This is a genomic window from Paenibacillus caseinilyticus (genome assembly GCF_027533645.1).
GTDB lineage: Bacteria > Bacillota > Bacilli > Paenibacillales > NBRC-103111 > Paenibacillus_G > Paenibacillus_G caseinilyticus.
On the sequence record NZ_JAQAGY010000003.1, the window covers coordinates 233,180 to 258,629 of the forward strand.

A 25,450-nucleotide genomic window follows, 5' to 3' on the forward strand; every position below is an offset into this window, starting at 1 on the left:
GCCTTCAGTCCATGAACCCCTACAGCTTGAACAGCAAGAAGGTTGAAGAAGCTTCCCGGGCCTGGCTTCAGGAACGGGGCGTTACGGTACAAGATATTACGGAGCTCACCTTCCTCCTGCAAGAAGCTTATTATGAGACATTGACTCTCGAGGAATGCCGCCTGAGCGTAGAACAGGTTCTCTCCAAGCGGGAGGTACAGAATGCCATCCTGACTGGAATCCAGCTCGACAGGCTGTCGGAGGAAGGCAAACTCGACTCCCCCCTCCAGGAGATGGTCGAGCATGATGAAGGCTTATACGGCTGCGATGAGATCCTTGCCTTATCGATCGTCAACGTCTACGGCAGCATCGGCTTCACGAACTTCGGCTATATCGACAAAGTGAAGCCCGGCATTATCGGACGGCTGAACGACAAGAGCGGGCCGCGCAAGCACACGTTCCTCGATGACATCGTGGGTGCGGTAGCCGCCGCGGCCGCCTCCCGGATTGCCCACCGCAAGCAGGCGGAGAAGGAATTGGCGCTGGAGCCGGCGACCTGACCGCAGGCTCGGACTTTCAGCGGCATGGGGGTTGAGCCCCGCGCATAAGAGGCATAAAAAAAGACGTCTAGGGCCCCAAGGGGCTCTAGACGTCTTTTGGTTTATTAGACCAAACCTTTATACCAAACGATTAGGACTGGACGGCTGTATCCGTGTCAACGGCTGCGGATGCATCCGTATCTGTCGTAGTCTCAGCAGCTGTGTCAGCCGCTGCATCGGTCGAAACGGCCGCTTCCCCGGATACGGCAGAGGCGTCTGTTGTCGTTTCTGTTGTCGTTTCTGTTGTCGCATCTGTCGTGTCGGCTGCAGCATCAGCAGCGGTTTCTTCCGTAGCAGCCGCTGTCTCGTCTACGATGACAACGCTCTGGGATTCCGGCTCCCACTGCACGTCGGCTTTCAGCGATTCGCTAACGAATCGGACAGGAATTACAGTGGAGCCGTTCTCGATCTGGGCCGCCACTTCGAGTGCCACTTCTTCGCCGTTCACGACAGCCGTCGTGCTGCCGATGAAGAGCTTCACTACGGTGTCGCCGCGCGTCACGGTAACGGAGCGCTCTTCCGCGTTCCAGGCTACCTCCGCCTGCAGGGACTCGGCGATCGCACGGAAAGGCACCAGCGTGCTGCCGTCTTTAATGAAAGGAGCCACTTCGAATTTCGGCTCTTCGCCGTTGACGAACGCTTTGATGCCATCCGCTTGGCCGAGTTTCTTCTGGAGCTGGGCCAGCTTCTTGTAGAGCTGCAGGTTCTTCAGGTCCGCCTTCAACGCTTCCTTCTGCACTTCTACAGCCGTTGCAGCATCTCCCTGCTCAGCGAGTTCCGCCGCCAGCGAAGTCAATTCGGCAGAGCCTTGCACTTCCTTGCCGTACTTCTCCAGCAGGGCGCCAAGCACGGCACCGGACGGCTTGTCCTTGTTCTTCTCATAAGCGCGCTGCAGACCCGGAGGGACTTTGCCTTTGCCCTTCCCCTTGCCTTCTTCGCCATAAGTGACGCCGGTTACTGTAGCCGCAGCCTCGTCCTTCAGCTTGACCTTAACCTGCTTGTCCTTCTCGGCACCGCGGGCTTCCTTCTTGCTCTCCTGCTTCTGGCTGCTCGCCCCCTGGGAGTGGCCTTTTCCTTCTTTCGGCGCTGCAGCAGCGACTGAAGCGATCATGGAGGCAGCAACAACGGACGACAGTACAGTGAAAGTCAGCTTCTTCATATTCGTATAATTCCCCCTAGGATGTATGAGTGCCTTGCTGTGGGTCTATGATATATCATTCGACAAGCATTTGTCGATTGGGTGGGTTCAATTACCTAAGTGGTCGAAAAATATCGAAAAAAATAGGAATGCCCCCATAAGGGAGACATTCCTATTCTCAGCGCGGCCCGGAAGAGCAGCCGGAAACGCCTTTCTTCTATTGAAGCGGCGCCATCGTATCGGCAATGGCCTGCAGTTCGCCGTGGGAGAGACCCTTGGCCGAAGTCAAGGCCATGAACGTGTCCTCTACTTTGAAGTAGAGCGTATCCTGCCCACCGGCCGTTACAAACTTGCCGGTGCCCGTCTTCAACTTCACATCCTGCTCTTTCTCCACCGTTCCCGCCGGCTTGATCTCCGTAGCAGATTCGGTCACGCTCATTTTGGCAAAGCGGAGCGTCACCTGCTTCTGTCCGCCGCCCACTTGATCGAACTTCTCGTCAGCTGTGCCCTGCTGCGGAATATAGACCTTGCCGAGCCCCTGGATCTTCGCCACGTCCGCGATCGCTTTGCGGTCGGGATCGCTGTAGGTGATCGGCGTCAGGCTGACGGTTTGGGCAGGCTTCTCCGCGGCGGCGTCACCCTTCTGCCCTTCCTTCGCCGGATCGGTCGCAGCACCTGTGCCCCCTGGCGTCTGGGTCTGCTGGTTGTTGTCTGTCGCTGGCGGAGCGGCTTCATCCTTGCCGCATCCCGTCACGAGGGACAAGGCCAGAACGGCTGCTGCGAGCCAGGCTGCTGTGCGCCGGCCGGTGTGGGTCTGTGTACTGGGTTTCATTGTGGCACCTCCGGTTGATTGATGAAGTGATGGTTTATTTTTCCCGCTAAGGAGCAAAATATCCACCCTTCTTCTCTTACCCGTCCCAACGCCTCGCTTCCCACCCAAATCCAGGAAGGGCCTTCTAATAGGATCTTCTACCTGGAAAGCTTCGGATCCATCTCTCCCTTAACCAACCCAGCTATTCGGGGCATACTAGCCCTACAGCAAGGTGCGATGCGCGGCCGAGTAATCCCATTCGCTGGTGCTCCGGTCCGCCCAAAAAAGAGCAGGGCATCCTCGCCCAGTTCCGGCATGAGCCAAAAACCAAGCTTGGACGCCCTGCCCCTTCCTATAGAAGGAACGGTTCCCCTAGACGGAGCGGAACCGCACGATTCCGTTCCGCTCCGTCTCCTCCAGTTGTCCCGCTTCCCGGAGCCAGATCAAGTGCGCCAGCGTCTCCGCCAAGGCGAAGCGCAGCTGGTGCAGCGTCAGCCGGTTGCCGAACGCGGCCCGGCACACCCCGTAGGCCGTGTCTCCCGTTCCGAGGAGGCCGCGCATCGTGTGCAGGCGGTCTCCATGATGCGCGATGAGCTCCTGTGCCCGGCGCGATACCTGTGCGAACGGCTCCCGGTGGCCCGGGAATGCGATACGCACCTCATATCTCGAGATCTGCTCCAGACTGGCCAAGTAGCTGGCCAGCGGATTCTCGTCGATCCCGCCAGGCAGGTAGCTCACGTTCGGCGAGATCTGCGGCAGCACATGGTCCCCGCAGAACATCGTCCCGCTCTCGCGCCGGTAGAAGACGAGATGCCCTGCGGCATGTCCCGGGGTCTCCATCGTCTCGTAGAGCTCGTCACCCAGCCGGAACGGCTCTCCGGCACGGATCACCGTCACCTCCGGCTGGGGCGACACGGACGGGACGAACCCGTCCATGTGCTCCCGCATCGGCTCCTCCAGCTCTTCCGGCAAGCCGTGCCGGCGGAACAAGGCCATCAGCATCCCCGTCATCGGCTGATCGACCCCCCAGAGCAGACGCGCCTGCGCGAGGCCCGTCTCGGAGAGGAAGACCGGCGCGCCGGTGCGCTCCTGGAACCAGCCGGCGAGGCCGTAGTGGTCCGGGTGGTGATGCGTCAGCACGATGCGCTCGATCTCCCCCCACGCGATGCCGCGCTCCGCCAGCACGGTCTCCCACAGGGTCTCCGCCGCCTGCGTACGCAGGCCAGGATCGATCAGCGTCCAGCCGGAGGCTCCCGGCACAAGATAAGCGTTCACCCACCGCAGCGGGAACGGCAGGGGCACTTTGACCTGCAGCACCCCGTCATGGGAGGTCACCGGCGCCGCAGCGCCGCCTGTATGCAGTCCTTCCGTCATCCTTCCGTTCTCCTCCGTCCCACGAAGATCATCCGCTTGGACTGCGCGGCTTCGTACGGTCCCGCATCGTAACCTCCGTAGACGGCATCCACTTCGAGGCCGGCCAGCTCCAGCATCTGGAGGAACCGGTCCTGCGCAATCAGGCGCACTTGTTCCTCGTATACCCTCTCCGGGCTTCCTTGCTGTGGATCCCGAAGCACGATGGTCTTTTTGACGAAGCCGTCATGAATGCGCCGCGTCTCCTCGATGCGCAGTCCTTCTTCCTCGCGCACCGAAGCGGGAACCAGATGCGCCTCCACATAGGCCGGGTTCAGAAAATCGATAATGAACCGGCCTTCCGGCGCAAGCAGCCGGTGAATCTCACGCAGCACCCGCATATTGTCCTCCTCGTCATCGAAATAACCGAAGGACGTGAAGAGATTCACTACCGCATCGTACGGCCCCTCCAGCGGCACATCCCGCATATCCCCGCGGAGCCAGCGGACCTCGCCTTCCGGGTCCCCCTTCACCGCTTCTTCCAAGAGCACCCCGGACAGATCAACGCCCGTCACCCGGAACCCGAAGGAGCGCAGCGCCATCGAATGGCGGCCCATCCCGCAGCACAAGTCGAGCACTTCCGAGCCTTCCGGTAGCTCCAGCCATTCCATCATCCGGCGCACTTCCTCGTAGGCGCCCTGCATATCGCGATGCTTATAGACGAGCAGGTAATCCTGCCCGAAGCTTTTTTCATACCATTGTTCCTGTCCCATGACGCGTAGGATTCCCCTCTCCCGACAAACTAAGCCCTATTGTACCAGATTTGCCTTCCCTATAGGAACTCCCTTCCTGCAGGGACCCGGGTGCAGCCGTGCCTCCCGGCAGCGGAATTCCCTGATGCGGGATCAGCAAGAATAGGTTACTATAGGATTAACCGACTAAGGCACCCGGATTTGGAGGATAAACGCATGGCACAAAAGGAACAGACGACCATCGAACAGCGGATCGCCGGCCGCAAGCATAAAGAAATCTTCGAGAGCATCCGGCGCACGGGAACGGTCTCGAAGATCGAACTGCTCGACAAGAGCGGGCTTACCGGAAGCACGTTGACCCGCACGCTGGAAGAACTGACGGCCCAGGAGCTCATCCTGGAGGCAGGGTTCGGGGAGTCGACCGGCGGACGCCGCCCGATTCTCTATGAGATCAACCCCCATTACGCCTACGTGTTCGGGCTTGATATATCCAGGATCCACTCGAGGCTCATTCTCTTCGACCTCCGCATGAACAAGCTCGAAGGCCGGCGCTGGACGATGACCGAGGAGCTCACCCCGTCCCTGCTCCTGGACGATATCGCCCGCACGGCGCTTGCGATGCTGGAGCGGCACGCGATCCCGCACGACAAGGTGCTCGGTCTCGGGCTTGGCGCCGTAGGCCCCCTGGACCGTGCTGCCGGCTCGCTGATCGAACCGCTCCACTTCCCGACCGGCGGCTGGGGCCACCTTAGCATCGCACCCTACCTCGAGCAGCGGCTCGGCTTCCCCGTGATCCTCGAGAACGGGGCGAATGCCGCCCTCATCGGCGAATCGTGGTCCGACCGCGAGCGGGATTACCGTCATATGCTGTACATCCATGCCGGCGTCGGCCTTCGCTCGGCCATGATGACCAACGGCCAGGTCGTCTACGGCGCTGTCGATATGGAAGGGTCCATCGGACAGATGATCGTCCAGAGTGACGGTCCCCGGCTGTGGGGCCAGGGCAACTACGGCGCACTCGAATCCTATGCTTCGATCCCGGCGCTGGAGCACCAGGCCCAGTCACTGCTGAAGCAGGGACGCGACAGCCTGCTGCAGCGGCTCGAGCCGGATCCCGAGCGGATCACCTTCACCCATCTGCAGACGGCGCTGCAGGAGAACGACCCTCTGACCGTGGAACTGTTCACGCAGGCAGCGACCTTCTTCGGCATTGGCCTGGCGAACCTGCTCAACATTCTTCACCCCGAGAAGGTCATCCTGGGCGGCCCCCTGATCAGCAGCTATCCCGGCTTCTTCCATACCGCCACCCGGGTGGCCATCCAGCGCACCTACTATTATCCGACGTACCAGGTCGTGTTCAGCCACGGCTCTCTCGGCGAGGAAGCGATCGTAACCGGCTCCGCACTGCTCGTCGTGAACCGGCTGACAGCCCACTAACCCCGGGCACAGCGAGCAACTTGACTGTACCTGTTAAACCAAAGCACCGCCCCATCTCCAGACCCGGAGATGGGGCGGTGCTTTGTTGGCTTCCGGACCGCCGGGAAGGCGGCCGGTATCTACAGCGAGGCTTACGCCGATGCTTCGCCGGCCTCGTCCTCTGCCACCGGTTCGCCCTTCAGCTCCTGGAAGAATTGGACGAGCTTGCCGTGCTTGCGCAGCGACTTCTCGTGGATTAGGTTCAGCTTGCCGTTGTCGAGCACGCCGAACCTCTCCACCAGCTCCTCGTTCTCATGGGTCCAATCGAACCCTTCGAAGATGCTGAGACATGAGGTCCAGTTCTTCGTATACTTCCCGTCCGTGAAGAGGTAGCGGTTCGCATAGAGCGCAATGCTCTCCTGCATCGCACGGGCGGACGAGCTGAACTGCGGCAGTCCCGGCTGCTCGGGCATCAGCGGAATGAGCGTCGTGTAGAACTGGTGGAGGATCTCGATGTACTGCGAAGGATCCTGCTTGATCCGGCGCGCCAGCTCGTAAGACGGCTGCATCTTGCCCGTGAAGAGCATGGTGGCCGTCGAATAGAGCCACGAGAACGACGTGAAGTTCTTGTTATAGGCCGTAAGGTTCGCACGGCGCTCCACACCGGCCCCCTTCAGGAACACGTTATGGTCCACCGCCTGCTGAATCACTAGGTTCAGCGGATCGATCGAGTCGAACGAATGGCCGAGCTCCTTGCTCACGAGCTGCACTTTGGAGTTGATGTCGCCGAAGAGCTGCTTCTCTTCCTCTTCGGTGAGCCCGATGTAGATCTGCACGGCCAGCTCGCTCTCCATGAGCTCCAGCCGTCGGCGTTCGAGCTGCTCTACCTGGCCTTCGAGCTGCTCGAGCTCCGCTGCAACCTCCGCATCTTCCGGCAAGCGGCGCGCCTTGACTTTCATGGCCGCCAGCTTCCGCTCCAGGGAGCGCGATTCCTTCAACATCTGCTCATTGACGTAGCCCAGCGCCAGAATCCGGTGCTGCCCGTCTAGGATGCTGAGCTTCGAGCCCGGCCGCAGGAACAGTCCGTCTTCGGTCTTCGCCAGCGAGCTGACATCCCGCAGGCTCAGCGTAACCGGTCCGAAGAAGACCCGGTCGAGCTCGCGCTCCTGCAGGTAGTTCGCGATCTTGCGGCGCTGGCCTCCGCTGAGCTTGCGCTGGACCATCGGATCGATGGCCGTATAGTTGAGCAAATCTTTGACTTCCACGGGAACCGTAGCCAGACCGTAGCGGTCACAGAACGGATGTATCGTCATTTGCAGGTTTAAGCCGTCCATTAGCTGGCATCCTCCTCGGAACCGGATTCGTAAGGATCCTGATCGGAGCGGATCAGGAACAGGTGGTGCTCGTCATAGAAGTCACGGACGAATTGGTACGCCTTCATAATGCGGGAGCGCCTAGGCAGACGGTCCTTCTCGTCACCGGTGTAGATCGCATTCCAATCGATATGCGGAAGGATCTTCAGAGCGTGGTCCAGCGCGTATTTATTGAATGTGCCCGTCTTCGTCACTTCATCGTGGAAGAACATCGCGAGGGCGATCTGCAGGTTCTCGGACCAGCACAGCTCGCCTTTCTCCGGTTCCGGCAGGTACTTCAGCAGACTCTCAAAATACAGGGACGCCAGCTTCAGATGCTCTTCGATATCCTTGTCCTGGAAGTAGTATCCATTATTGCGCGCTGCGGACTTCAGGCGGCCTTCGAACAGCCCGATCATCACCTCGATCAAGAGATGATACGAGAACAGATACTCCGGCCCCTTGCCCCGCTCCGTGAACATATCTACCGGAATGCGCTTCATGACAGGGGCGTCTTCGGCCAGACGCGAGGCCAGCACATGATAGAACCGGCGCTGCTCGCGGAGCACGGCCAGATTGCCGCCGATCTTGCGCGGGAGCTTGTTGATGTCCGAGAACAGCTGACGTTCTTGGCGGGCATTGATATCAAGGTAGATCATGGTAGACATAGGGAAAGAGTAGAGCTTGCTGAGCTTCGCGCTGATCTCTTCCATCCGGTCGTATTCGCGCCGGTCCTTCGCCCGTGCCATAGCGCTCTGCAGCGTTTCCATCAAGCGGCGGAAAGCGGCCAGGCGGTGCTGCCCGTCGACAACGTAAAGCTTCTCGATCGCCTGAAGGCGGTATACCTTCGCAGTGTTGTCATACTCCCCTGCCCCGCGTGCGGACAGAATGATGCCCGGGAAGTAGATGCCCTGCCCATGGTCCAGATAGAGCATGATATAATCCATCATCTTGGACAGGTTCTGCGGCACGATGGCCCGCTGCACTTCCAGATCCACCTCATAGATGGCGAACAGCTTGCTCATGGGCAGCGTGGTGGAGAGCGTCGTTTGGCCGAACGTGCGGGATTTCACGCCGGGAATTTCTATATAGGATGACGCTTTCTGCTCCGCCAACAGCTCGGAAAGAGATGAAATTTGATCCATAACCGGTTCCTCCTCGTTTCAACTCATAGTGAGGCATTTGTTGATCCATTTTACTATAATAGGTTCATATAATTCCATTATACACCGATTATGGCCGAAACATTCAGCACGGATACAGAAAATCCAATACAAAATCCCAGGTCAAACTCCCATACAGCCCCCTACTTTTCCTTTACACTCACCGGAGCTTCGTTTTCTGCTGAAGCTGCAGGAACCGGTCTACCGCCTGCGCCCGGGAGCGGACGCCGAACTTCTCGTAGATCCGCCTCAAATAGTTGTCCACGGAACGCTTGCTCATCCGGATCTCCCGGGCGATCTGCTCGTTGGTCGCCCCCGCGATCACCATCGTCATGAGATGCACTTCGTCCTCGGTGAGCGGCTGCGCCTCTTCCGGTCCGGAGGCGAAACGGATCTTGCGGAAATAATCCTGCGGCAGCAGGGTCTGTCCGTGAAGAACGGCACTGACCATCAGCTTGATGACCTCCGGGCTCGATTCCTTGCTGAGGATGCCGCTTACCCCGATGCGGATGAAGTGGGTGTACAGCTCCGAGATGTCTACGCCCGTAAAAATGATAATATGCACGGACGGATAGCTTTCCTTGATGCCGGCAGCCAGTTCGTCGCCAAGACGGTCCGGCAGATGAAAATCAAGCAGCACCACGTCGGGGAGCTCCCGCCCGATCGCTTCAAGGCATCCGGCACCGGTGCCCTCTATGCCGATGACCTGTATATTCTCCAGCCCGCGCACCAAATCGGCGGTGGCCTGCGCTATCAGCGGATGATCGTCCACAATCAGGACTTTTTTCGTGTTGTTCATACGGCATGTACCTCTTTCACGGGAATCTGTATCGTTACTTCCACACCGCGGCCCGGCGAGGATACCAAGTCGAAGGTACCCTCCAGGAGCAGAACGCGGCTGCGCATCTGCAGCAGCCCGAGGCCCGGGGAGGCGATGCCCCTGCCGGCGCTCTCCGCTGCGCCCTCCGGATCAAATCCGGCTCCATCATCACGGTAGTGCAGGCGGATGCATCCTTCCTCCGCCTTCAATTCGAGGCGGATCCGGGTAGCCCCGGCGTGTTTTCTTGCGTTGTTAAGGAGCTCCTGCGCCAGACGGAACATGCCTGTCTGCATGGCGAGTGGCAGCCCTTCGAGCCGTCCCGCCCCGTCGGCATGGAACTCCACCTCCGCCTCCTGCATGCCGCTCTCCAGGCCGACCAGCTTGTGCAGCGCGCCGGCCAGTCCCAGACGGCCCAGCTGCAGCGGATTGAGCTCGAAGAGGGTCTGCCGCAGATTCTCGTTCATCAGCTCGAGGTGGCCTACGGCACTGGCCGCAAGCCTTGACTCTTCCGAGCCTTCGGGCAGCTTCCCCAGCAGGGGCAAGAGCCGGCTCCGTACGAAGAGAAGGTCCTGCACCGTCGTATCGTGAAGATCCGAAGCAAGCCGCAGCCGCTCCCGCTCCTGTCCTTCGGTCAGCGCCCGGCGCAGCAAGCCGCAGCCCTCTTCGCCAGGCAGGCGGGCCGCCAGCTCCTGCAGGCTGAGCGACAGCCCCCTCGCCAGCACGATGTTCTCCAGCGCAAGCTTCAGGGAAGAGAACAGCAGCCCGAGCTGTTCCCCGGCTTCCCGGGAGCAGCGCAGCTCCCTCCCGGGTCCCTTCAGGATCACATAACCGGACAAGGGGCCGTCCTGCAGAAGGGGACTGCACACATACCCGCTGTGTACGCCGGATTCGGCCGCCTCCAGAGCTTGCGCCGCCTCGTCCGCCCCCATGCCTTCCCCGATGAATTCAGCCTGCATCTGCGCGCCGTGTCCGGCGTAACGGAGCAGCACGCCGGCCCCCCCGCCAAGGAAGCCGGCGATCTGCCCGAGCAGCGGCCTCAATGCGCCCAGCCCCCCAGCTTCCTCTCCCGGCGCGCGGCCGGCCGCCTCGATCTCACGCAAGGCTTCCCCCAGCGTCCGGCTTCCGGCGGGAGCGGTCCGGGACTCCACCGCTTTCCCCCGCAGAAGCAGGATCAGCAGCAGGGTGAAGGAACACGCGCCGGAGAGAAGCGTATGCAGTCCGGACCCTCTGCCCAGGAGCCAAGGCAGGAGGCTCAGTCCGGCGGGCACCGCCGCAAGAACGGCAAGAAGCCGCAGAGGCTGAATCTCCGCGTCCCGCCTATCGTACGCGGAGTCCCGCGGACTGGGACTGCCTGTTAACTTATGGAAGTGGAGAATGAAGCCCCCCAGCGCGAAGGCTCCTGTCGCGAGGACGGCACCATACCAGAACAGCTCCCCCCTTGCGGCGGCCCCCTTCGGCTCCAGCGCCAACATGAGGGCCATTCCGGCCCCCGCACATAGGACTAACAGCATGGCTATACACCACGTGTACCCCTTATTTATGATCGTTCGACCTCCGGATCAACTTACGCTTTTTGCGCTTATGTACAATCTAAGATGTTGTGTTGCACAAATAACGTTTCGTTGTGTCATTATAACATGATGCACAAACCTTTAATATAAGAATGTCTATCTCCTGGCCCCTAAGTCTTCCTTCGAAGCCCCAATGGAGCAGCATCTTCATGCCAAGGCCCGGCGGATCCCCGGAATGAGCTTAAGCGCTTATCTTCTGACGCAGGTTCCCCCGCTCCCCATCCTATGGCGGCCCGACGATATCGCGTAAGCGATTCCATAATATGGAACGCTTGACATTCCTGCTCAGGCCTTCGCAGCCTCAGCCTCTCTCTATGGTACCATGTCCTCTCCGCAAGAAAAAGGGCCATTCCTGCTCCTTCCCCCGTTTATCCCAGAATATACTTCGGAGGCTGTTCGGCCGGAATGTCCGCATGCCTCAGCATGCGCGGCCCAATGAATGCTGACTTTCCGTAAAGCGTACCCGGAGAGAGCTCATCTTCTATTTTAGAATTAAGGATGAAGAGGCAGGATTTGGGAAGCCCGTATCGAATATGCGAGGTACAGAGGAGGGAATCTCTTCTTAAGCAAACGAACTTCCCGGCATGTGAACCCTTGACTACCACCGCAGAAAGGAACGATGCCGCTCATGCAGCCTTCCCGAGTCTCCGCCCCTTCCGGCAGGCCCCGCCGTGGAGCCGCTCTGTATCTGTCGCTGCCCATCCTGGCCTGGGCGCTGTACGATTTTGCCAATACGATCTTCGCCAGCAATATCATTACGATCTTTTTTCCGTTCTATCTCAAAGACACGATCGGCGGGAGCGAAACCGCGAACCAGATTGCGGGCACGTTCATCACGTATACGAATGCGCTTTCAAGCGTGTTCCTGGTTCTGCTCTCTCCCCTCTACGGCGTTTGGATCGACCGGACCGGCCGCAAGAAAGCCTACCTCGTCCCATTCACGCTTGCCTGTGTCGTCTCTACCGCCTTGATGGGGGCGGCTGCAGGGTATTGGCAGACGGACCGTACGATCGCCGGGCTGCCCCTTCCTCTGGCCGCCGTGCTGCTTCTGTTCATGATCGCGAAATTCACGTACAATTCGTGCCTCGTCTTCTACGATGCCATGATCTCGGATCTGGGCCGGGAACGCGAAATTCCGCTGATCTCGGGCTTCGGTGTAGCGACCGGCTATATCGGCACCCTGGTGGGCCTGTGCGTCTACCCGCTCGTCGGCGAGAACCTATACCACCGTTCCTTCCTCCCGAGCGCCCTGCTCTTTCTGCTCTTCTCGCTGCCGATCTTCCTATGGTACAAGGAGCCCCGCCCGGAGTCCGCTCCGGGACCGAAGCCTTCCTTCTTCAGCGGCTACCGGGAGATCGCAGCGACGTTCAGGGAAGCCAGGGACTACCGGCCCCTGTTCCTGTTCATGATCGCTTACTTCTTCTTCAACGACGCGGTGGCTACCGCCATTACCGTGATGGGCGTCTATGCTACGACCGTGATCGGATTCACGGCCAAGCAATTCATCCTGCTCTACCTCGTCTCCACAGTCTCCAGTATTATCGGCTCGTTCGCGTTCGGCTACGTCACCCGGAGCCTCGGGTCCAAACGGTCCGTCAGCCTCGTGGCGCTGGTCATGATCGCCGCCATCGCGCTGGCTTCGCTGGCCTTCAGCGAAGCCGTATTCTGGGCGGCGGGAAGTCTATACGGCGTAGCTATGGGAGCGATGTGGGTCGCCTCCCGGACGATGATCGTAGAGCTGAGCCCGCCGGACAAACGCGGCCAATTCTTCGGCCTCTTCGCCTTCTCCGGCAAGGTATCCTCCATTGTCGGTCCCCTGCTCTACGGCTCCGTCACCTGGGCCCTGGCCGGGTACGGGAACATCGCCAGCCGCATCGCACTGGGTTCACTGCTCGTGCTCGTCATGATCGGCCTGCTGTTTCACCTGCGGGTCCCTTACGGGCCGAAGCGGTCCTCGTAACGCCGGATAACAGGCGGCCCCGGAGCAGCAAGCAGGCCTGGGCCGGCGGCATGCGATCCCATGTTAGGAAGAGTGAGGATAGCCCCTGTTATACCGATTCTAGCAGCTGCCGCAATCTAGCAAAATATGCGCTTCACTCCCTCCAGCCCCCATTCCCTCCAAGTCCGGCATGCATATGCTGATACACAAGGAAGAGGAGTGAACAAGCCATGCCGCGCATCCTGGTCCCTCCCCCCGGGAATAAACGGCAAACAGCCTTCCCGTTAGACCCCGGGAAGGCTGTTCTTTGGGGGGCGCCGGGATGTTCCGGCCGTCCTACTGGCTCTCTGCCTTCTGATTCAGCCAGAAGACGCCGGTCGGACGATAGCCTTTCTCTTCGATCTCAACGAAATCGACCCAGTCCCACTCGCTGATCTTCTTCAGCGCTTCGCCGGTAGCGATGCCCTCCAGCTCGGTGATGAAGAAGTTCTCCCTCTGCTTCTCCCCCAGAATCTTCCGGATGAGATCCTTATCGGTCTGGAACCAGCTGTAGGTCGTACGCTCGTCGGTCTTCTTCTCTTTGTAGCTTTCGGCATAATACTGGGTAATCTGGACGCCGAGCTCATCAAGCGATTCCGATCTCAGCTCCGAATCCAGCAGGGACCTATCCGCCTTCGCCGTAATGGCAAAATGGTACTTCTGCGAATCCGAAGCCTCCTTCAGCTTCCGGCTCTGCCCGGTCTTATACAAGTCTAGCGCTTCGCGGGAGTTGATCCGCAGATAATCGCCCTTCACCGGCAGGATATTCTCCACGGACTCGTACCAGACCGGGAAGAAGGGCAGCGCGTCGGGGTCCAGCGGAATCTTCGTTTTCCATGAGGCCTTCTCCGCCCCGCTCCACTTCAGCGTGCTGAGCCGGTCGTCCGTCGCCGGCAGATCCGTGAGCTTCGACCCCGGCATATAGCTGGTATACCGGACCTGCGAACTTAACGCTAGCGACGGGTCGCCCGTGCCGGCCTTGCGCCAGGCCGAATAGAACCGGTAAGGCTTGCCTCCGAGCAGATCCACCGCCCCGGTTACGGTCACCCGCACAGCTTCGCCCTGCTTGTCTCCCGCGGGGATCAGATCGAATTTGGCACCCGGCAGCGTCGTCGCCAGGACGGCGCTCTTCAGCTCATTCTCCACATCCGCCGTCATCTTCAAGGCCGGCACGTAAGTGAATACTTCTTTATTCTTCTCCCTCTCACGCAGCTTCTCCTTGGTCCACTCCACGGAAGTGTCCACCGTCAGATATCCTTCATCCATCCGCTTCGACTCCAGCTTCCCTTGGGCGGGAAGATCCCAGTTCGCCGCGTCCCCATTCGTGAACTCCGCTGTCTCGGCCAGTGCGCTCGTCCCGAACAGCAGCTGCAGCGACAAGAGGGCGGCCATGGTTCCTGTTTTTTTCATGAGCAGCTCCTTCGTTATGAATAGAAATAATTGGTAATTATAATTCCAGTATACTCCATACTTGCCAGCGATTCAAGAAATCTCCCTTCGCTGCTTCCACCACCCCAATCCTTCACTCCCGTGCATAAATTGCCTTCCTCCGGCAAAAAATGGGTAAGTCCACGATACGACAGGAGGCACACGATCCATGACACCGAATAACAACCAAGACCAAGACATGACGCTGACCAACCGGCAGGGCCATCCCATTACGGATAACCAGAATATCCGCACGGTGGGCAGCCGCGGTCCGTCCACGCTCGAGAATTACCACTTCATCGAGAAAATCTCGCACTTCGACCGCGAGCGCATTCCCGAGCGCGTAGTTCACGCCCGCGGAGCCGGAGCGCATGGCTACTTCGAAGCTTACGGCAGCGTAGGCGACGAGCCGGCATCGAAGTATACCCGGGCCAAGCTGTTCCAGGAGAAGGGCAAACGCACCCCGCTCTTCGTGCGGTTCTCTTCCGTGGTCCACGGCGGGCACTCGCCCGAGACGTTCCGCGACCCTCGCGGCTTTGCGGTCAAGTTCTATACCGAGGACGGGAACTGGGATCTCGTCGGCAACAACCTCAAGGTGTTCTTCATCCGCGATCCCCTGAAATTCCCGGACATGGTCCATGCGTTCCGCCCCGATCCGGTGACGAACCTGGCGAATCCCGAACGGTTCTTCGACTTCGTCTCGAACTCCCCCGAGGCGACGCACATGGTCACCTTCGTATACTCTCCTTGGGGCATCCCGGCGAACTACCGCCAGATGCAGGGCTCCGGCGTCAATACATACAAGTGGGTCAATAAGGACGGCGAAGCCGTACTCGTGAAGTATCACTGGGAGCCGCTGGGGCAGGGGATCAAGAACCTGACCCAGAAGGAAGCCCAGGCCATCCAAGCCAAGAATACGAGCCATGCTACACAGGACTTGTATGAAGCGATCCAGCGCGGCGACTACCCGGAGTGGGAGCTCTGTGTGCAGATCCTCAGCGACGACGAGCACCCGGAACTTGACTTCGATCCGCTCGATCCGACGAAGCTGTGGGATCACGAGAAATTCCCGTTCTTGAAGGTCGGCAAGATGGTGCTGAACAAAAATCCGGAGAACTACTTCGCCGAAGTCGAACAGGCTGCCTTCGGCACCGGCGTGCTCGTCGACGGGCTGGACTTCTCCGACGACAAGCTGCTCCAGGGCCGCACCTTCTCGTATTCGGATACCCAGCGGCACCGTGTGGGAACGAATTACCTGCAGCTGCCGATCAACGCGCCGAAGACGCGGGTAGCGACGAACCAGCGCGACGGGCAGATGGCCTTCATCGTCGACCGGGCCCCGGGCCAAAGCCCGCATGTCAACTACGAGCCGTCGACGATCGGCGGGCTGAAGGAAGCGGCGCCATCCGGCAAGGAGCATGAACCGGCGTACAACGCGAGGCTCGTCCGGGCCAAGCTCGAGCGCACGAACGACTTCGGCCAGGCTGGCGACACGTACCGCAAGTTCGAGGACTGGGAGCGCGACGAGCTCATCGCGAATCTGGCGGCGGACCTCAGCGTATGCCGTCCGGAGATCCGCGAGCGCATGATCTCCCACTTCACGCAGGCCGACGCCGACTATGGCAGGCGGGTATCGGAAGGCGTCGCAGCTCATCTGGCGAGCTCGCCCCACCTCGGTTCCGTCTCCTCCCAGGAAGGCGCCGCAACCGCCAAGAATGCGGGCAAAGGGACGGACGGCTACTAAGCTCCGCCCGTCCCCGCTCCACCCGGCCTTCCCCTGCCGCGTCCGCGGGCACGCTTCACCGACCACCGCCAGACAAAGAAACTCTTGCATGCGGGAGCCCAAAATGGTTACAATAAAGACCGCTTTGCAAGGAGGTGTGCCTTATGGACGTGCAGCAGGAAGAAACAAAACCTGAACTAAAACCAACCGTCATATGGAAATGCAAGAATGCGGACTGCAAGGCATGGGTCCGTGAAGAGTTCGCCGCAGCCGAATACCCGGAATGCCCGATCTGCAAGGGACCGACGATCCGGAGCTACAAGCATCTGCCGGCGGTAGCCAAGGCCAAGAAACCCAGAAAAAAAGCATCGAAGTAACGTAACCGCAGCGGGGTCACCGTAATCCCGGGCAGGTTCTGACGGCTCTCCTCTTGGAGCCGGCGGATCTGAGCCTGCCCGTATTCATGACCGCCGGGCCCGCCGTGCAGCACTCTATACCCGGGTGAGAGCGCTCCGGGCCCGCCAACCACAAACCAAAGAGCCTTTTTCGAACGCTTCCCGGAAGGGAGGGCGCCGAAAAAGGCTTGTTGTGGTTTACGGTGTGCGTGGTCAGATCTGCAGTTCCCCAAGCTTGATAAGCTCGACTACAGCCTGCGAACGGCCCTTTACGTTCAGCTTTTGCATCACGTTAGAAATATGGTTACGCACGGTTTTCTCGCTGATAAAAAGCTGCTGCGCGATATCCTTCGTCGTTTTGTCCTGCACCAACAGTTCAAAAACTTCGCGTTCGCGGCTTGTGAGTAAGAACTTGCTCTTGTGATCGCTGCCCAAGTGTCACCCCTCCTTGCCTGGGTTTTTGTATCATTACAAGGTCTAGGGATACAGTCAAATCCAGTTTATGAAAAGAGGAATGCGGTGGTGCGTCCATACGGATAAAATGGGCGGTCCCTGCGGAATTTTGTCTCCGCCGCTGTCCTGCGGCCGGTGCAGACGCTTTCGCAGCAAAAAGGAGCAGGTCCCATGGACCCGCTCCTCTTGCTTTTAGAGCAGATAACGCAGATAGATATAACCGGTGGAGAGCACGATCGACAGCAGCATCAGCGGAAGACCGTATTTCATGTAGGTGAGGAACTTCACCGGATGCCCTTCTTTGCCCGCGATCCCCGCTACAATCAGATTGGCACTGGCGCCGATCAAGGTACCGTTGCCGCCGAGGCAGGCGCCGAGCGCCAAACTCCACCACAGCGGCTCCAGGTTATCCATGCCCCGGACGCCCATCTCCTGGATCATCGGAATCATGGTCGCTACGAAGGGGATGTTGTCGAGGAAGGCCGAGGCGATGGCGCTCAGCCACAGGATCAGCATCGAGGTCGCCACCGGATCCCCGCCGGTCAGCAGCATCGCCTGCTCGGCCATGCTGGCGACCACGCCGGTGTCGACGAGCCCGGAGACCAGAACGAACAGCCCGACGAAGAAGAAGATCGTCGTCCACTCGACTTTCTCGAGAGCCTTCTCCATCTTGTGTTCGCCGGTGAAGAGCAGCAGCCCGAACGCGCCCGCGAGCGCCACCGTGGCCGACTCCAGATGCAGCAGCTGGTGCAGGAAGAAGCCGAGGATCGTCAGCCCCAGGAAGACAAGAGAGAGCCGCAGCAGCTTCCGGTCCGTAATCAGCGGGGCGGCCTCCACCGCCATGACCATCCTCATCCGCTCGGGGGTGGTAACCAGCGACCGGCGGAAGAGAACCACGAAGATCGGAAGGTATACGAGCAGGATGAGGGCCGAGATGGGCGCCAGGTTATAGATGAAGTCCATGAAAGATAATTCTTCGACGGCGCTCCCTATCATGATATTGGGCGGATCGCCGATCAGCGTGGCGGTGCCGCCTACGTTAGAGGCCATAATCTGCGTGATAAGATATGGCAGCGGGTTCACCTGCAGCTGCCGGGCGATACTGAAGGTGACAGGCACCATGAGCAGGACGGTCGTCACGTTGTCCAGAAAAGCGGAACAGACCGCGGTAAGCAGCACCAGGTAGATCATAATCCGCACGGGATTCCCGCCCGCCTTCTGTGCGGCGATGACGGCGATGTAGGCGAACAAGCCGGTCTCGGCTGTAATCCCTACCAGGATCATCATGCCGATAAGCAGGCCGAGCGTGTTAAAGTCGATATGGTGCAGTGCCGTCTCCTGCGTGACGATCCCGAAGACGATCATGAGGACGGCCCCGAGCATGGCCACGATGGTCCGGTGGATCTTCTCGGAGATGATGAGCGCGTAGATCAGCAAGAAGATCACGATTGCCGCGTATGCTTGTTGTTCCATAACAGCCTCCCTTAGTTAAAGTTAATGTAATCAGTATCCCCTGCAGACAAAAAAAGCCTGCCCCGCCGGCTGCTGCAAAAAGACGCAGCAAGGCCGGGGTGACAGGCTCCTCCAATAAAAACAGTATGGGATTGTACAAGGTACTACGCTCCGGCTCGCCCAAGGTTTCAAGCGGGCCGAATTATTTTTTGCGGCAGACGTAGACGAAGGCAGGCGGCACGTTCAGCGGAACGAAGCGGATCGCCTCGATCTCGAATGCCCGGGTGAGCAGGGAGCGCATCTGCAGGGAGTACTGGAAAGCGATGAAGCTGCCGCCCGGCCTCAGGGAATCCACAATCTCCCTGAGCAGCCTCGCCCTAAGCTGCGGCGGGAAGTTGAAGAACGGCAGGCCGCTGATTATCGCGTCGAGCCCCTCCACCCCCTCGCGGGACATGGCCTCCTGGATCAGGCAGGCATCCGGGTGGCAAGTGAACGACGGGAACCGCTCCTTGAGCTGGCTGCGCAGCGCAGGCTCCCTCTCGAAGAGCATGACCTTGGCCTCCCGGCCGGCCGCCTGCTCGATATACTTCGTCAGGGCGCCCGTTCCGGCGCCAAGCTCCGCCACGTGCCGGGTCTTATCCCAATCGAGCGAACGGGTCATCGCCTGCGCGAGATACTTGGAGCTCGGCATGACGCTGCCCACTTCCTTGGGAGATTGAATGAATTTATGTAAAAAGACCAGCTTCTCCTGGACGATAGCGCTCAAATTCATACGAACCGTTCCTCCTCACTCAATTATTACTAGGTTACCCAATCTTTCTTTAGATAGAAGCGGGAATTTCCTGAATATTTTCTTAAGCGAGGGGGACTGCTGACGCCGGAACCGGACAGAACCGCGCCCCTGGGGTACGGTCCTGCCGCCTCGTATGGTTAGGTCTGAAGGCAGGAACTCATGCTGTCTACGAAACGGATCAGCCTCTCTCAACGCTCATGGATTCGAGCTGGGCCGTACAGTATTTGCAGCGGGTGGCCTTGCGCGGAATGTCGGACAGGCACTCGGGGCATTCCTTGATGTTTCCTTTCGGATCGGGCTTCGCTTCCTCTTTGCGCCGCAGCCGGTTGAGCTGCTTCACCGCGATGAAGATGACGAACGCTACAATGAGGAAGTCGAGCATGGTACTGATGAACAAGCCGTAGTTTAACGTGGTTATTTTGTTGGTTTGTGCCTCTGCCAAGGTAGGATAATGCGCCCCGTTCAATGCAATATACAGGTCTTTGAAATTGACCTTCCCGAGCAGCAGCCCGATGGGCGGCATGACGAGGTCGTTCACGATCGAAGTCACCACTTTGCCGAAGGCGCCTCCGATAATTACCCCGATCGCCAGCTCGATCATATTCCCCTTGATCGCGAACTCTTTGAATTCCTTAATAAACTTAGACGCCATGAAACGTTTTCTCCCTTCACATTTCCAGTCATTCCCTAAGAAGTATCTTCTATTGTACAACACGGAGGGGACAAGGGTAAACGTCACCCGTTTCTCCACGGCTGCCTCCCTGCATCCCAGCATAAAAATCCCCGAAGCCTCCGCCCCGGGGATCGACCTTGCGCACCTTCCGCTTACTTGCCGATGAACTGCTGCGTGAACATTTTGCCGCACGGACCTCCGTTCACGATCCCGATGCCGATATGCGTGAAGTCCTTATTCAGAATATTCGCCCGGTGGCCCGGGGAGTTCATCAGCGCCGTATGCGCCGCTTCCACGCCTTGGTTGCAGGCGATGTTCTCGCCGGCGGTCCGGTACGTGATGCCGAACTTCTTCATCATATCGAACGGCGAACCGTAAGTAGGCGATTGGTGGGAGAAATAATTGTTATTCACCATATCCTGGCTCTTCAGACGGGCCACCTTGGACAGCGGCAGATCGACGGAGAGTGCCGGCAGGCCTGCTGCAGCTCTGGCTTGGTTGACCAGCGTCACCATCTGCTGTTCCTCGCTCGTGAGCTGGTAGCCGGATGGCTGAGGCGCCGGGGCAGGTGTTGGTGTTGGCGTCGGTGCAGGTGTTGGCGCCGGTGCTGGGGCAGGCTTCTTCGGAATCTTGAGATTGCCGTAAGCCCACAGGATGGACTGAAGCGTATCATTGTCGACCGCACCCGTCACCGGAAGTCCGTAGGCCTTCTGGAACAGCTTCACGCCGTTCTCGGTAACCGGGCCGTATGTACCGGTAATCGTACCGGAGAAATAGCCCAGCGACTTCAGCATCCCCTGTACCGCATAGACGTCCGGGCCTTGAGAGCCCCGTCCGAAGGCGAAGACCGTGCCGGATGCCGTCACGCCGATGATCAGGCACAGAGCAAGCAGGAACGCCGTTTTCTTCTTGTGCAGCTGTTGAAACATGGTTAGAAACCTCCCTGTACATAGGTCAAGATGGATAGTCCGCCGCCCGGCTCCGGGATGCTCCGTTTCCGGCGCCCGAAGGGACGGAGGCTGCGTTTGCGGGCAGGGCAAAGGCGCGTCCGAAACGGCTACTTCCATCTTCCCCCGCACTTCCCCTTTTTATCAAAATTTCTGAGAAGGGGGCCACCCCATACCCATTCCCTTTCTACTCTACTCTCTGCTTGGTTCCTACCTTACCCAGAACAAAAACAGGGTGGAAAACAAGCTCCACCCCGAAAGTTTATAATCTATCCAAAAAGCCCCCAGTCCGGCACAAGCGTGCCGAAGCGGGAGCCCACAAGAGCGGATGCGCATTATCCCTTGCGGCGCATCAAGGATACGAGCAGCGATGCGGCGCCGAGCACCACGGCCAGGACCGACAGATAGAGCGGGGTCTGCGAAGGCGCCCCCGCAGCCGGCTGTGCTCCGGCGGCTGCTGCGGCCGGAGCGGTCGCATTGCCGTGGCTGTCCGCCGCGGCGCCTGCCGGCTTGGCGTTCACTTTCGTCACCGAAGCCGGCTTGTCGGCGCCTTCGGCACCCGTCCACTCGACGACGCTGCCGTCCTTGTAGGTCTGGTAAGCTTTCCACGAGATCGCGGCCGCATTGTCCGCCACCTTGCCGGACATATAGAACTCGCCGAACTCGGTCGGGCCGAGGCCTTCACCGCTGGCGGTCCAGACGACGCCGGTGATCTTCTTGTCCGCGTCGCGCTTGACTTCATAAGTCCAGCCCGGTTTCGGCTCGAAGCGGGATACTGTCACGGCATCCAGCGGAAAGCGGACTTCCACCTTCACTGTAGGCACGTCTTTTTCTGTAGGCACGCGCACCGCGAACTTCTCGTACGTCCCCTGTATCGTTTCTTTCGGAAATACCGTCACATGGGCGCTGGCGATACTTCCCCCGAGCAGGGTCATCAGCAGTCCCGCCGCAAGCGCGCTCTTCATTCGATTCATCGTGGTCTTCCCCCTCATGTTCTCTCTTCACGCTCATCTTATCCAAAGTAACTGTACTGTAAATGCGCGAAGAAGAAAATGACTCGACCGGGCTATTCTCCGGGGGAAGTATGACCGATCTGTGTCAGCCCGTGCCTAACCGCATAGGCGGTCAGCTGCACCCGGTTCTCAAGCGACAGCTTCGCCAGGATGTTCTTGATGTGGTTCTTGACCGTATGCTCGCTGATCACCAGCGTCAGGCCGATCTGCCGGTTGCTCTGTCCGCTCGCGACACAGCCGGCAATCTCCCGTTCGCGGGCCGACAGGACGGAGGGCGCCGGATCTCCCTGCGCGGGCACCTGTGCCGGGCGGAACGAGTGGAACAAGCGGTCGGCCAGTCCGCGTGAGACTTCGCTCTCGTCACCCAGCAGCCCGCGGAGATAAGCCATCCACTCGTCGGGGTCCATATTCTTCAGAAGATACCCTTGGGCTCCGCAGCGCACGGCCGTGAAGAGATCCGCGACATCATCGGATACCGTGAGGATCACCACCCGGATGTGGGGGTGGAGCGCCTTGATCCGCTTCGTCGCCTCCAGTCCGTTCATGCCGGGCATCTGAAGATCCATGAGCACGAGGTCCGGCAGCAGCGTGCCGCAGGCCTGCACTGCCTCTTCTCCGCCTTCCGCTTCCCCAATCCATTCGAAGCCCGGTTCCCCTTCGAGCAGCTGGCGTATCGCCCGCCGGGACAACGGATGGTCATCTGCCACTAGTACTCGGTAATTCATCGTCTCTCCCCCTCCATACGCTCTCTCCTCCGGCCGGTCAGGGTAATCGTAAGGCCTTCGCCGTCCTCTCCGCTCATGACACAATCCGCTCCCAGCTCCCGGGCCTGCTTGCGTATGAGCCGGAGGCCGTAGCGTCCCGCCTTGTCCGCGGCCCCGGGCGCCAGGCCCAGACCGTTATCCGCAATGCGCAGATGCCAGCCGGAACTGCCCTCTTCCCCGCTGACCAGCTCCAGCGAAGCGTGGTCGGCGAGCGAATGCTTCCGGATGTTCGTGAAGGCCTCGCGGATGATGGAGAACAGCGGGACTTCCGCCGCAGGGGGCAGGGCGCCGCCCTCCATATCGATGCGGTGCTCGACCCCGATGCCGGTGAGCACGCTCCACTCCTCCAGCCAGGTCTGCAGCCGGGCCACGAAGGTAGCGCTCTCCTCCGGCAGCGTCCGCAGGTTGAAGATCGCCTGCCGCAGATGGTGGTCGATCTCCGACACGGCCGAACGGGCTTCTTCGAGCTGCCCTTTCTTCAGCTGCACGTTCAGGAAGAACAGGGTCTGGGCGATGTTGTCGTGCAGCTCGCGCGCCAGCCTCTCCCGCTCCTCGTATACCGCATGCCGGGACTGTTCCCGGGCCAGCCGCAGATTCATCGCCTCGATCCGGCGGAACATCCAGGTGGCGAACAAGTAGGAGAGCAGCAGGGTCAAGAGCGTAATGTACACATTGCCCACTTCCATCGACAAGCTCTCCAGCAAATAATCGTGCCGTACATATTCGAAGCCGCCGATCAGCAGCGGGGGCAGTAGAATCGTAAGCACCTTCAACATTTTCATCGACATGTTGGCATCACACTTTCCGTTATACTGAGCGGCCTTCACTCCGCGCCTTTCTCTCCGGGCCGCGGCCGCATCGCTCCCGTGCCGGACGGGCAGACTATCGTCATTCGCCGATCTCTGCCTGCGGCAAAAGTACGGGTGTCCGGGCTATGCCCTTCATTATACACCCCAGGTCAGCCCCCTTACGAGTCAGTCATAAAAATGGGCAGAGCTAGTACTTTTCTAACATATGTCAAGTACGATAAAGCATGATCCCCATCCGGACAGGATTCTCTGTACATCGCCTTGTCCCTCATCACCGCTGCCAAAGGAGCTCTCTTATGAATAATACGGCCCAGCCGTTCCGGGCGCAGCAGGACCGCGCCCTCTCCATCACCAACTATGCTTCGACGAAGCGGCAGAGAACGATCGCCCTTGGCCTCTGCGTCCTCTTGGCGGGCGTCGTCGCCTTCACCCTGCCGCATGCGCGGACCGCAGCACTCGCGGTCCAGCCGTTCCTGCCCGCCTTCATCGCGGCGGTCTTCTTCTGCGAGCTGGTGACCGGGTACCTGATACTCAGCGAGTTCGTGGTGACCCGCTCGCTTCCGCTGCTCGTGCTGGCCTGCGCTTATCTCTTCACGGGCCTGATCACCATCCCGCATATCCTCACCTTTCCCGGCGTCTTCTCCGAGAAGGGGCTGCTCGGTGCCACGACGCAGACAGCGACCTGGTTCTGGGTGTTCTGGCACAGCGGCTACCCTCTGATCGTCATGGGCTATGCGGCCTCCGACCGGTGGTATGGACAGGTGCAGCTGGGGCAGAAGGCAGTCCGCCTTCTGATGCCCCTGGCCCTTCTCGGCGTAGCCCTCCTGATCGCAGGGCTGACCCTGCTGGCCCTGTACGGCACAGAGCACCTGCCTACGATCATCCAGAAGGATAACTTCCGCATCCTGATCACCTCGGGCGTCGGCCCCATCGTATGGCTCCTCAATCTGGCCTGCTTCCTCTCCCTGCTGCTTATGCACAGGGGTCGGACCGTGGTGAACCTGTGGTTGACCGTAGCCGTGCTCGCCATGCTGCTCGACGTCACGCTCACCCTGTTCTCCGGCAGCCGCTACAGTATCGGATGGTACGTCGCCCGCCTGAACAGCATCCTGTCCGCTTCGCTCGTCCTCGGCACGCTGCTGTACGAGTTCCGCAGCCTCTATTACCGGATCGTGCAGCAGGAGCGGATCTTCCGGACCGTATTCGAATTCGCCGCGGTCGGGATTGCCCGGATCGACCTTGCCAGCAAGCCGATCGAAGCGAATCAGGCGTTCCAGCATATGCTCGGATTCAGCGAGGAGGAACTGCAGAGCCGGCATATCCCTGACCTAACGCACCCTGAAGACATAACGAAGGACGAGCTCCTGATGAAGGAGCTGCTCGAAGGCAAACGCAAAAATTATTCTGTCGAGAAACGGTATTTCAACAAGGAAGGCCGGCTCGTCTGGGGCAACTCGATCGTCTCGCTGGTCCGCGGCGTATATGACGAACCGGAGTTCTTCGTCGGGATGGTCGAGGATATCACGCGCCGCAAGGAATACGAGGAGCAGATCAAATTCCAGGCTTACCATGACGCACTGACTTCCCTGCCGAACCGGATCCTGTTCACTGACCGGCTTAACCTGGCCCTGATCCAGGCCCGGCGCAACAACGAGAGGCTCGCGGTCTGTTTCCTCGACCTCGACGGGTTCAAGCAGGTGAACGACACGCTGGGCCACGATATCGGCGACGGACTGCTGCAGGTTGTCGCCTCGCGGTTGACCGACTCCGTGCGCAAGGGGGATACCGTCGCCCGGATGGGCGGGGACGAATTCACGATGATTCTCCCCGAGCTCTCCGATCTGTCGGATGCCAAAGTGGTCGCGGACAAGGTGCTGCAAATCTTCGGCTCCCCCTTCGACATCGAAGGCCACGCCGTGAGCGTCACCACTTCCGTCGGCATCGCCCTCTACCCTTATCACGGGGAAGACGTCCAGTCGCTGATGAAGTATGCGGATATCGCTATGTACCGCGCGAAGACGCAGGGCAAGAACCGGTATGTGCTGTACGATCCGCTGCCGGAGGCGTGAGA

The 25,450-nt window shown here is 59.7% G+C and carries 22 protein-coding genes and 1 pseudogene; 6 read left to right on the forward strand and 17 right to left on the reverse strand.

Going from position 1 to position 25,450, the window contains the following annotated elements; genetic code table 11:
* Positions 1–11: 11 nt before the first annotated feature.
* On the forward strand, positions 12–539 hold the full coding sequence (locus O9H32_RS06560) for a phosphatidylglycerophosphatase A family protein (RefSeq protein ID WP_269865103.1): 528 nt from the start codon (positions 12–14) through the stop codon (positions 537–539).
* A gap of 130 nt (positions 540–669) precedes the next feature.
* On the opposite strand, the gene O9H32_RS06565 is transcribed toward O9H32_RS06560, so the two are convergent.
* From O9H32_RS06565 to O9H32_RS06580, 4 genes are all read right to left on the reverse strand, one after another.
* On the reverse strand, positions 670–1,737 hold the full coding sequence (locus O9H32_RS06565) for a copper amine oxidase N-terminal domain-containing protein (RefSeq protein WP_269865104.1): 1,068 nt from the start codon (positions 1,735–1,737) through the stop codon (positions 670–672).
* A gap of 196 nt (positions 1,738–1,933) precedes the next feature.
* A complete protein-coding gene (locus O9H32_RS06570; RefSeq protein ID WP_269865106.1) occupies positions 1,934–2,548 on the reverse strand; it encodes a hypothetical protein in 615 nt (204 codons plus the stop codon).
* A gap of 351 nt (positions 2,549–2,899) precedes the next feature.
* Positions 2,900–3,901, reverse strand: a complete 1,002-nt coding sequence (locus O9H32_RS06575) for an MBL fold metallo-hydrolase (RefSeq protein WP_269865108.1) — start codon at positions 3,899–3,901, stop codon at positions 2,900–2,902.
* Positions 3,898–4,650, reverse strand: coding sequence for a class I SAM-dependent methyltransferase (locus O9H32_RS06580; RefSeq protein ID WP_269865110.1), 753 nt, complete (start codon positions 4,648–4,650; stop codon positions 3,898–3,900). The genes O9H32_RS06575 and O9H32_RS06580 overlap by 4 nt, the downstream gene beginning before the upstream one ends.
* A gap of 195 nt (positions 4,651–4,845) precedes the next feature.
* On the opposite strand from O9H32_RS06580, the gene O9H32_RS06585 reads away from it, so the two are divergent.
* Positions 4,846–6,066: an ROK family protein gene (locus O9H32_RS06585; RefSeq protein ID WP_269865112.1), complete on the forward strand. Its 1,221-nt coding sequence runs from the start codon at positions 4,846–4,848 to the stop codon at positions 6,064–6,066.
* Positions 6,067–6,197: 131 nt separating this feature from the next.
* On the opposite strand, the gene O9H32_RS06590 is transcribed toward O9H32_RS06585, so the two are convergent.
* The 4 genes from O9H32_RS06590 to O9H32_RS06605 all read right to left on the reverse strand — a co-directional run bounded on the left by O9H32_RS06590 (position 6,198) and on the right by O9H32_RS06605 (position 10,861).
* Positions 6,198–7,379: a DNA sulfur modification protein DndB gene (locus tag O9H32_RS06590; protein ID WP_269865114.1), complete on the reverse strand. Its 1,182-nt coding sequence runs from the start codon at positions 7,377–7,379 to the stop codon at positions 6,198–6,200.
* A complete protein-coding gene (locus O9H32_RS06595; protein ID WP_269865116.1) occupies positions 7,379–8,542 on the reverse strand; it encodes a DGQHR domain-containing protein in 1,164 nt (387 codons plus the stop codon). Before O9H32_RS06595 ends, O9H32_RS06590 begins: the two co-directional genes overlap by 1 nt.
* Positions 8,543–8,720: 178 nt before the next feature.
* Positions 8,721–9,359, reverse strand: a complete 639-nt coding sequence (locus O9H32_RS06600; protein WP_269865117.1) for a response regulator transcription factor — start codon at positions 9,357–9,359, stop codon at positions 8,721–8,723.
* Positions 9,356–10,861 (reverse strand): sensor histidine kinase, encoded by a 1,506-nt coding sequence (locus tag O9H32_RS06605; RefSeq protein ID WP_269865119.1) that lies wholly within the window; start codon positions 10,859–10,861, stop codon positions 9,356–9,358. The genes O9H32_RS06600 and O9H32_RS06605 overlap by 4 nt, the downstream gene beginning before the upstream one ends.
* Positions 10,862–11,579: 718 nt before the next feature.
* On the opposite strand from O9H32_RS06605, the gene O9H32_RS06610 reads away from it, so the two are divergent.
* Positions 11,580–12,911, forward strand: coding sequence for an MFS transporter (locus O9H32_RS06610; RefSeq protein WP_269865122.1), 1,332 nt, complete (start codon positions 11,580–11,582; stop codon positions 12,909–12,911).
* Positions 12,912–13,226: 315 nt separating this feature from the next.
* Here the strand turns inward: O9H32_RS06610 and O9H32_RS06615 are convergent, their stop codons facing one another.
* Entirely contained in the window at positions 13,227–14,339 is a 1,113-nt protein-coding gene (locus tag O9H32_RS06615) for a hypothetical protein (protein ID WP_269865123.1), read from the reverse strand.
* A gap of 220 nt (positions 14,340–14,559) precedes the next feature.
* Here O9H32_RS06615 and O9H32_RS06620 point away from each other — a divergent pair.
* Together O9H32_RS06620 and O9H32_RS06625 are read left to right on the forward strand one after the other, a co-directional pair.
* Positions 14,560–16,101: pseudogene (locus O9H32_RS06620) on the forward strand (catalase); the annotation flags it as partial.
* A 143-nt stretch (positions 16,102–16,244) separates the two neighbouring features.
* Positions 16,245–16,457, forward strand: a complete 213-nt coding sequence (locus tag O9H32_RS06625; protein WP_269865125.1) for a cold-inducible protein YdjO-related protein — start codon at positions 16,245–16,247, stop codon at positions 16,455–16,457.
* Between the two features lie 231 nt (positions 16,458–16,688).
* On the opposite strand, the gene O9H32_RS06630 is transcribed toward O9H32_RS06625, so the two are convergent.
* The 8 genes from O9H32_RS06630 to O9H32_RS06665 form a co-directional block, all read right to left on the reverse strand.
* On the reverse strand, positions 16,689–16,910 hold the full coding sequence (locus O9H32_RS06630; protein WP_013920180.1) for a helix-turn-helix domain-containing protein: 222 nt from the start codon (positions 16,908–16,910) through the stop codon (positions 16,689–16,691).
* A gap of 210 nt (positions 16,911–17,120) precedes the next feature.
* Entirely contained in the window at positions 17,121–18,401 is a 1,281-nt protein-coding gene (locus O9H32_RS06635; protein ID WP_269865127.1) for an ArsB/NhaD family transporter, read from the reverse strand.
* Between the two features lie 181 nt (positions 18,402–18,582).
* A complete protein-coding gene (locus tag O9H32_RS06640) occupies positions 18,583–19,152 on the reverse strand; it encodes a class I SAM-dependent methyltransferase (RefSeq protein ID WP_269865128.1) in 570 nt (189 codons plus the stop codon).
* A 199-nt stretch (positions 19,153–19,351) separates the two neighbouring features.
* A complete protein-coding gene (mscL, locus tag O9H32_RS06645; protein WP_269865129.1) occupies positions 19,352–19,825 on the reverse strand; it encodes a large-conductance mechanosensitive channel protein MscL in 474 nt (157 codons plus the stop codon).
* 173 nt (positions 19,826–19,998) lie between these two features.
* Entirely contained in the window at positions 19,999–20,775 is a 777-nt protein-coding gene (locus tag O9H32_RS06650) for a CAP domain-containing protein (RefSeq protein ID WP_269865131.1), read from the reverse strand.
* Between the two features lie 353 nt (positions 20,776–21,128).
* On the reverse strand, positions 21,129–21,767 hold the full coding sequence (locus tag O9H32_RS06655) for a YcnI family copper-binding membrane protein (RefSeq protein WP_269865133.1): 639 nt from the start codon (positions 21,765–21,767) through the stop codon (positions 21,129–21,131).
* A 92-nt stretch (positions 21,768–21,859) separates the two neighbouring features.
* Complete coding sequence (locus tag O9H32_RS06660) at positions 21,860–22,531, reverse strand: response regulator (RefSeq protein ID WP_269865134.1); 672 nt, start codon at positions 22,529–22,531, stop codon at positions 21,860–21,862.
* Positions 22,528–23,358 (reverse strand): sensor histidine kinase, encoded by an 831-nt coding sequence (locus O9H32_RS06665; protein ID WP_269865135.1) that lies wholly within the window; start codon positions 23,356–23,358, stop codon positions 22,528–22,530. Before O9H32_RS06665 ends, O9H32_RS06660 begins: the two co-directional genes overlap by 4 nt.
* A gap of 317 nt (positions 23,359–23,675) precedes the next feature.
* On the opposite strand from O9H32_RS06665, the gene O9H32_RS06670 reads away from it, so the two are divergent.
* Positions 23,676–25,448, forward strand: a complete 1,773-nt coding sequence (locus O9H32_RS06670) for a diguanylate cyclase domain-containing protein (protein WP_269865136.1) — start codon at positions 23,676–23,678, stop codon at positions 25,446–25,448.
* Positions 25,449–25,450: the final 2 nt, after the last annotated feature.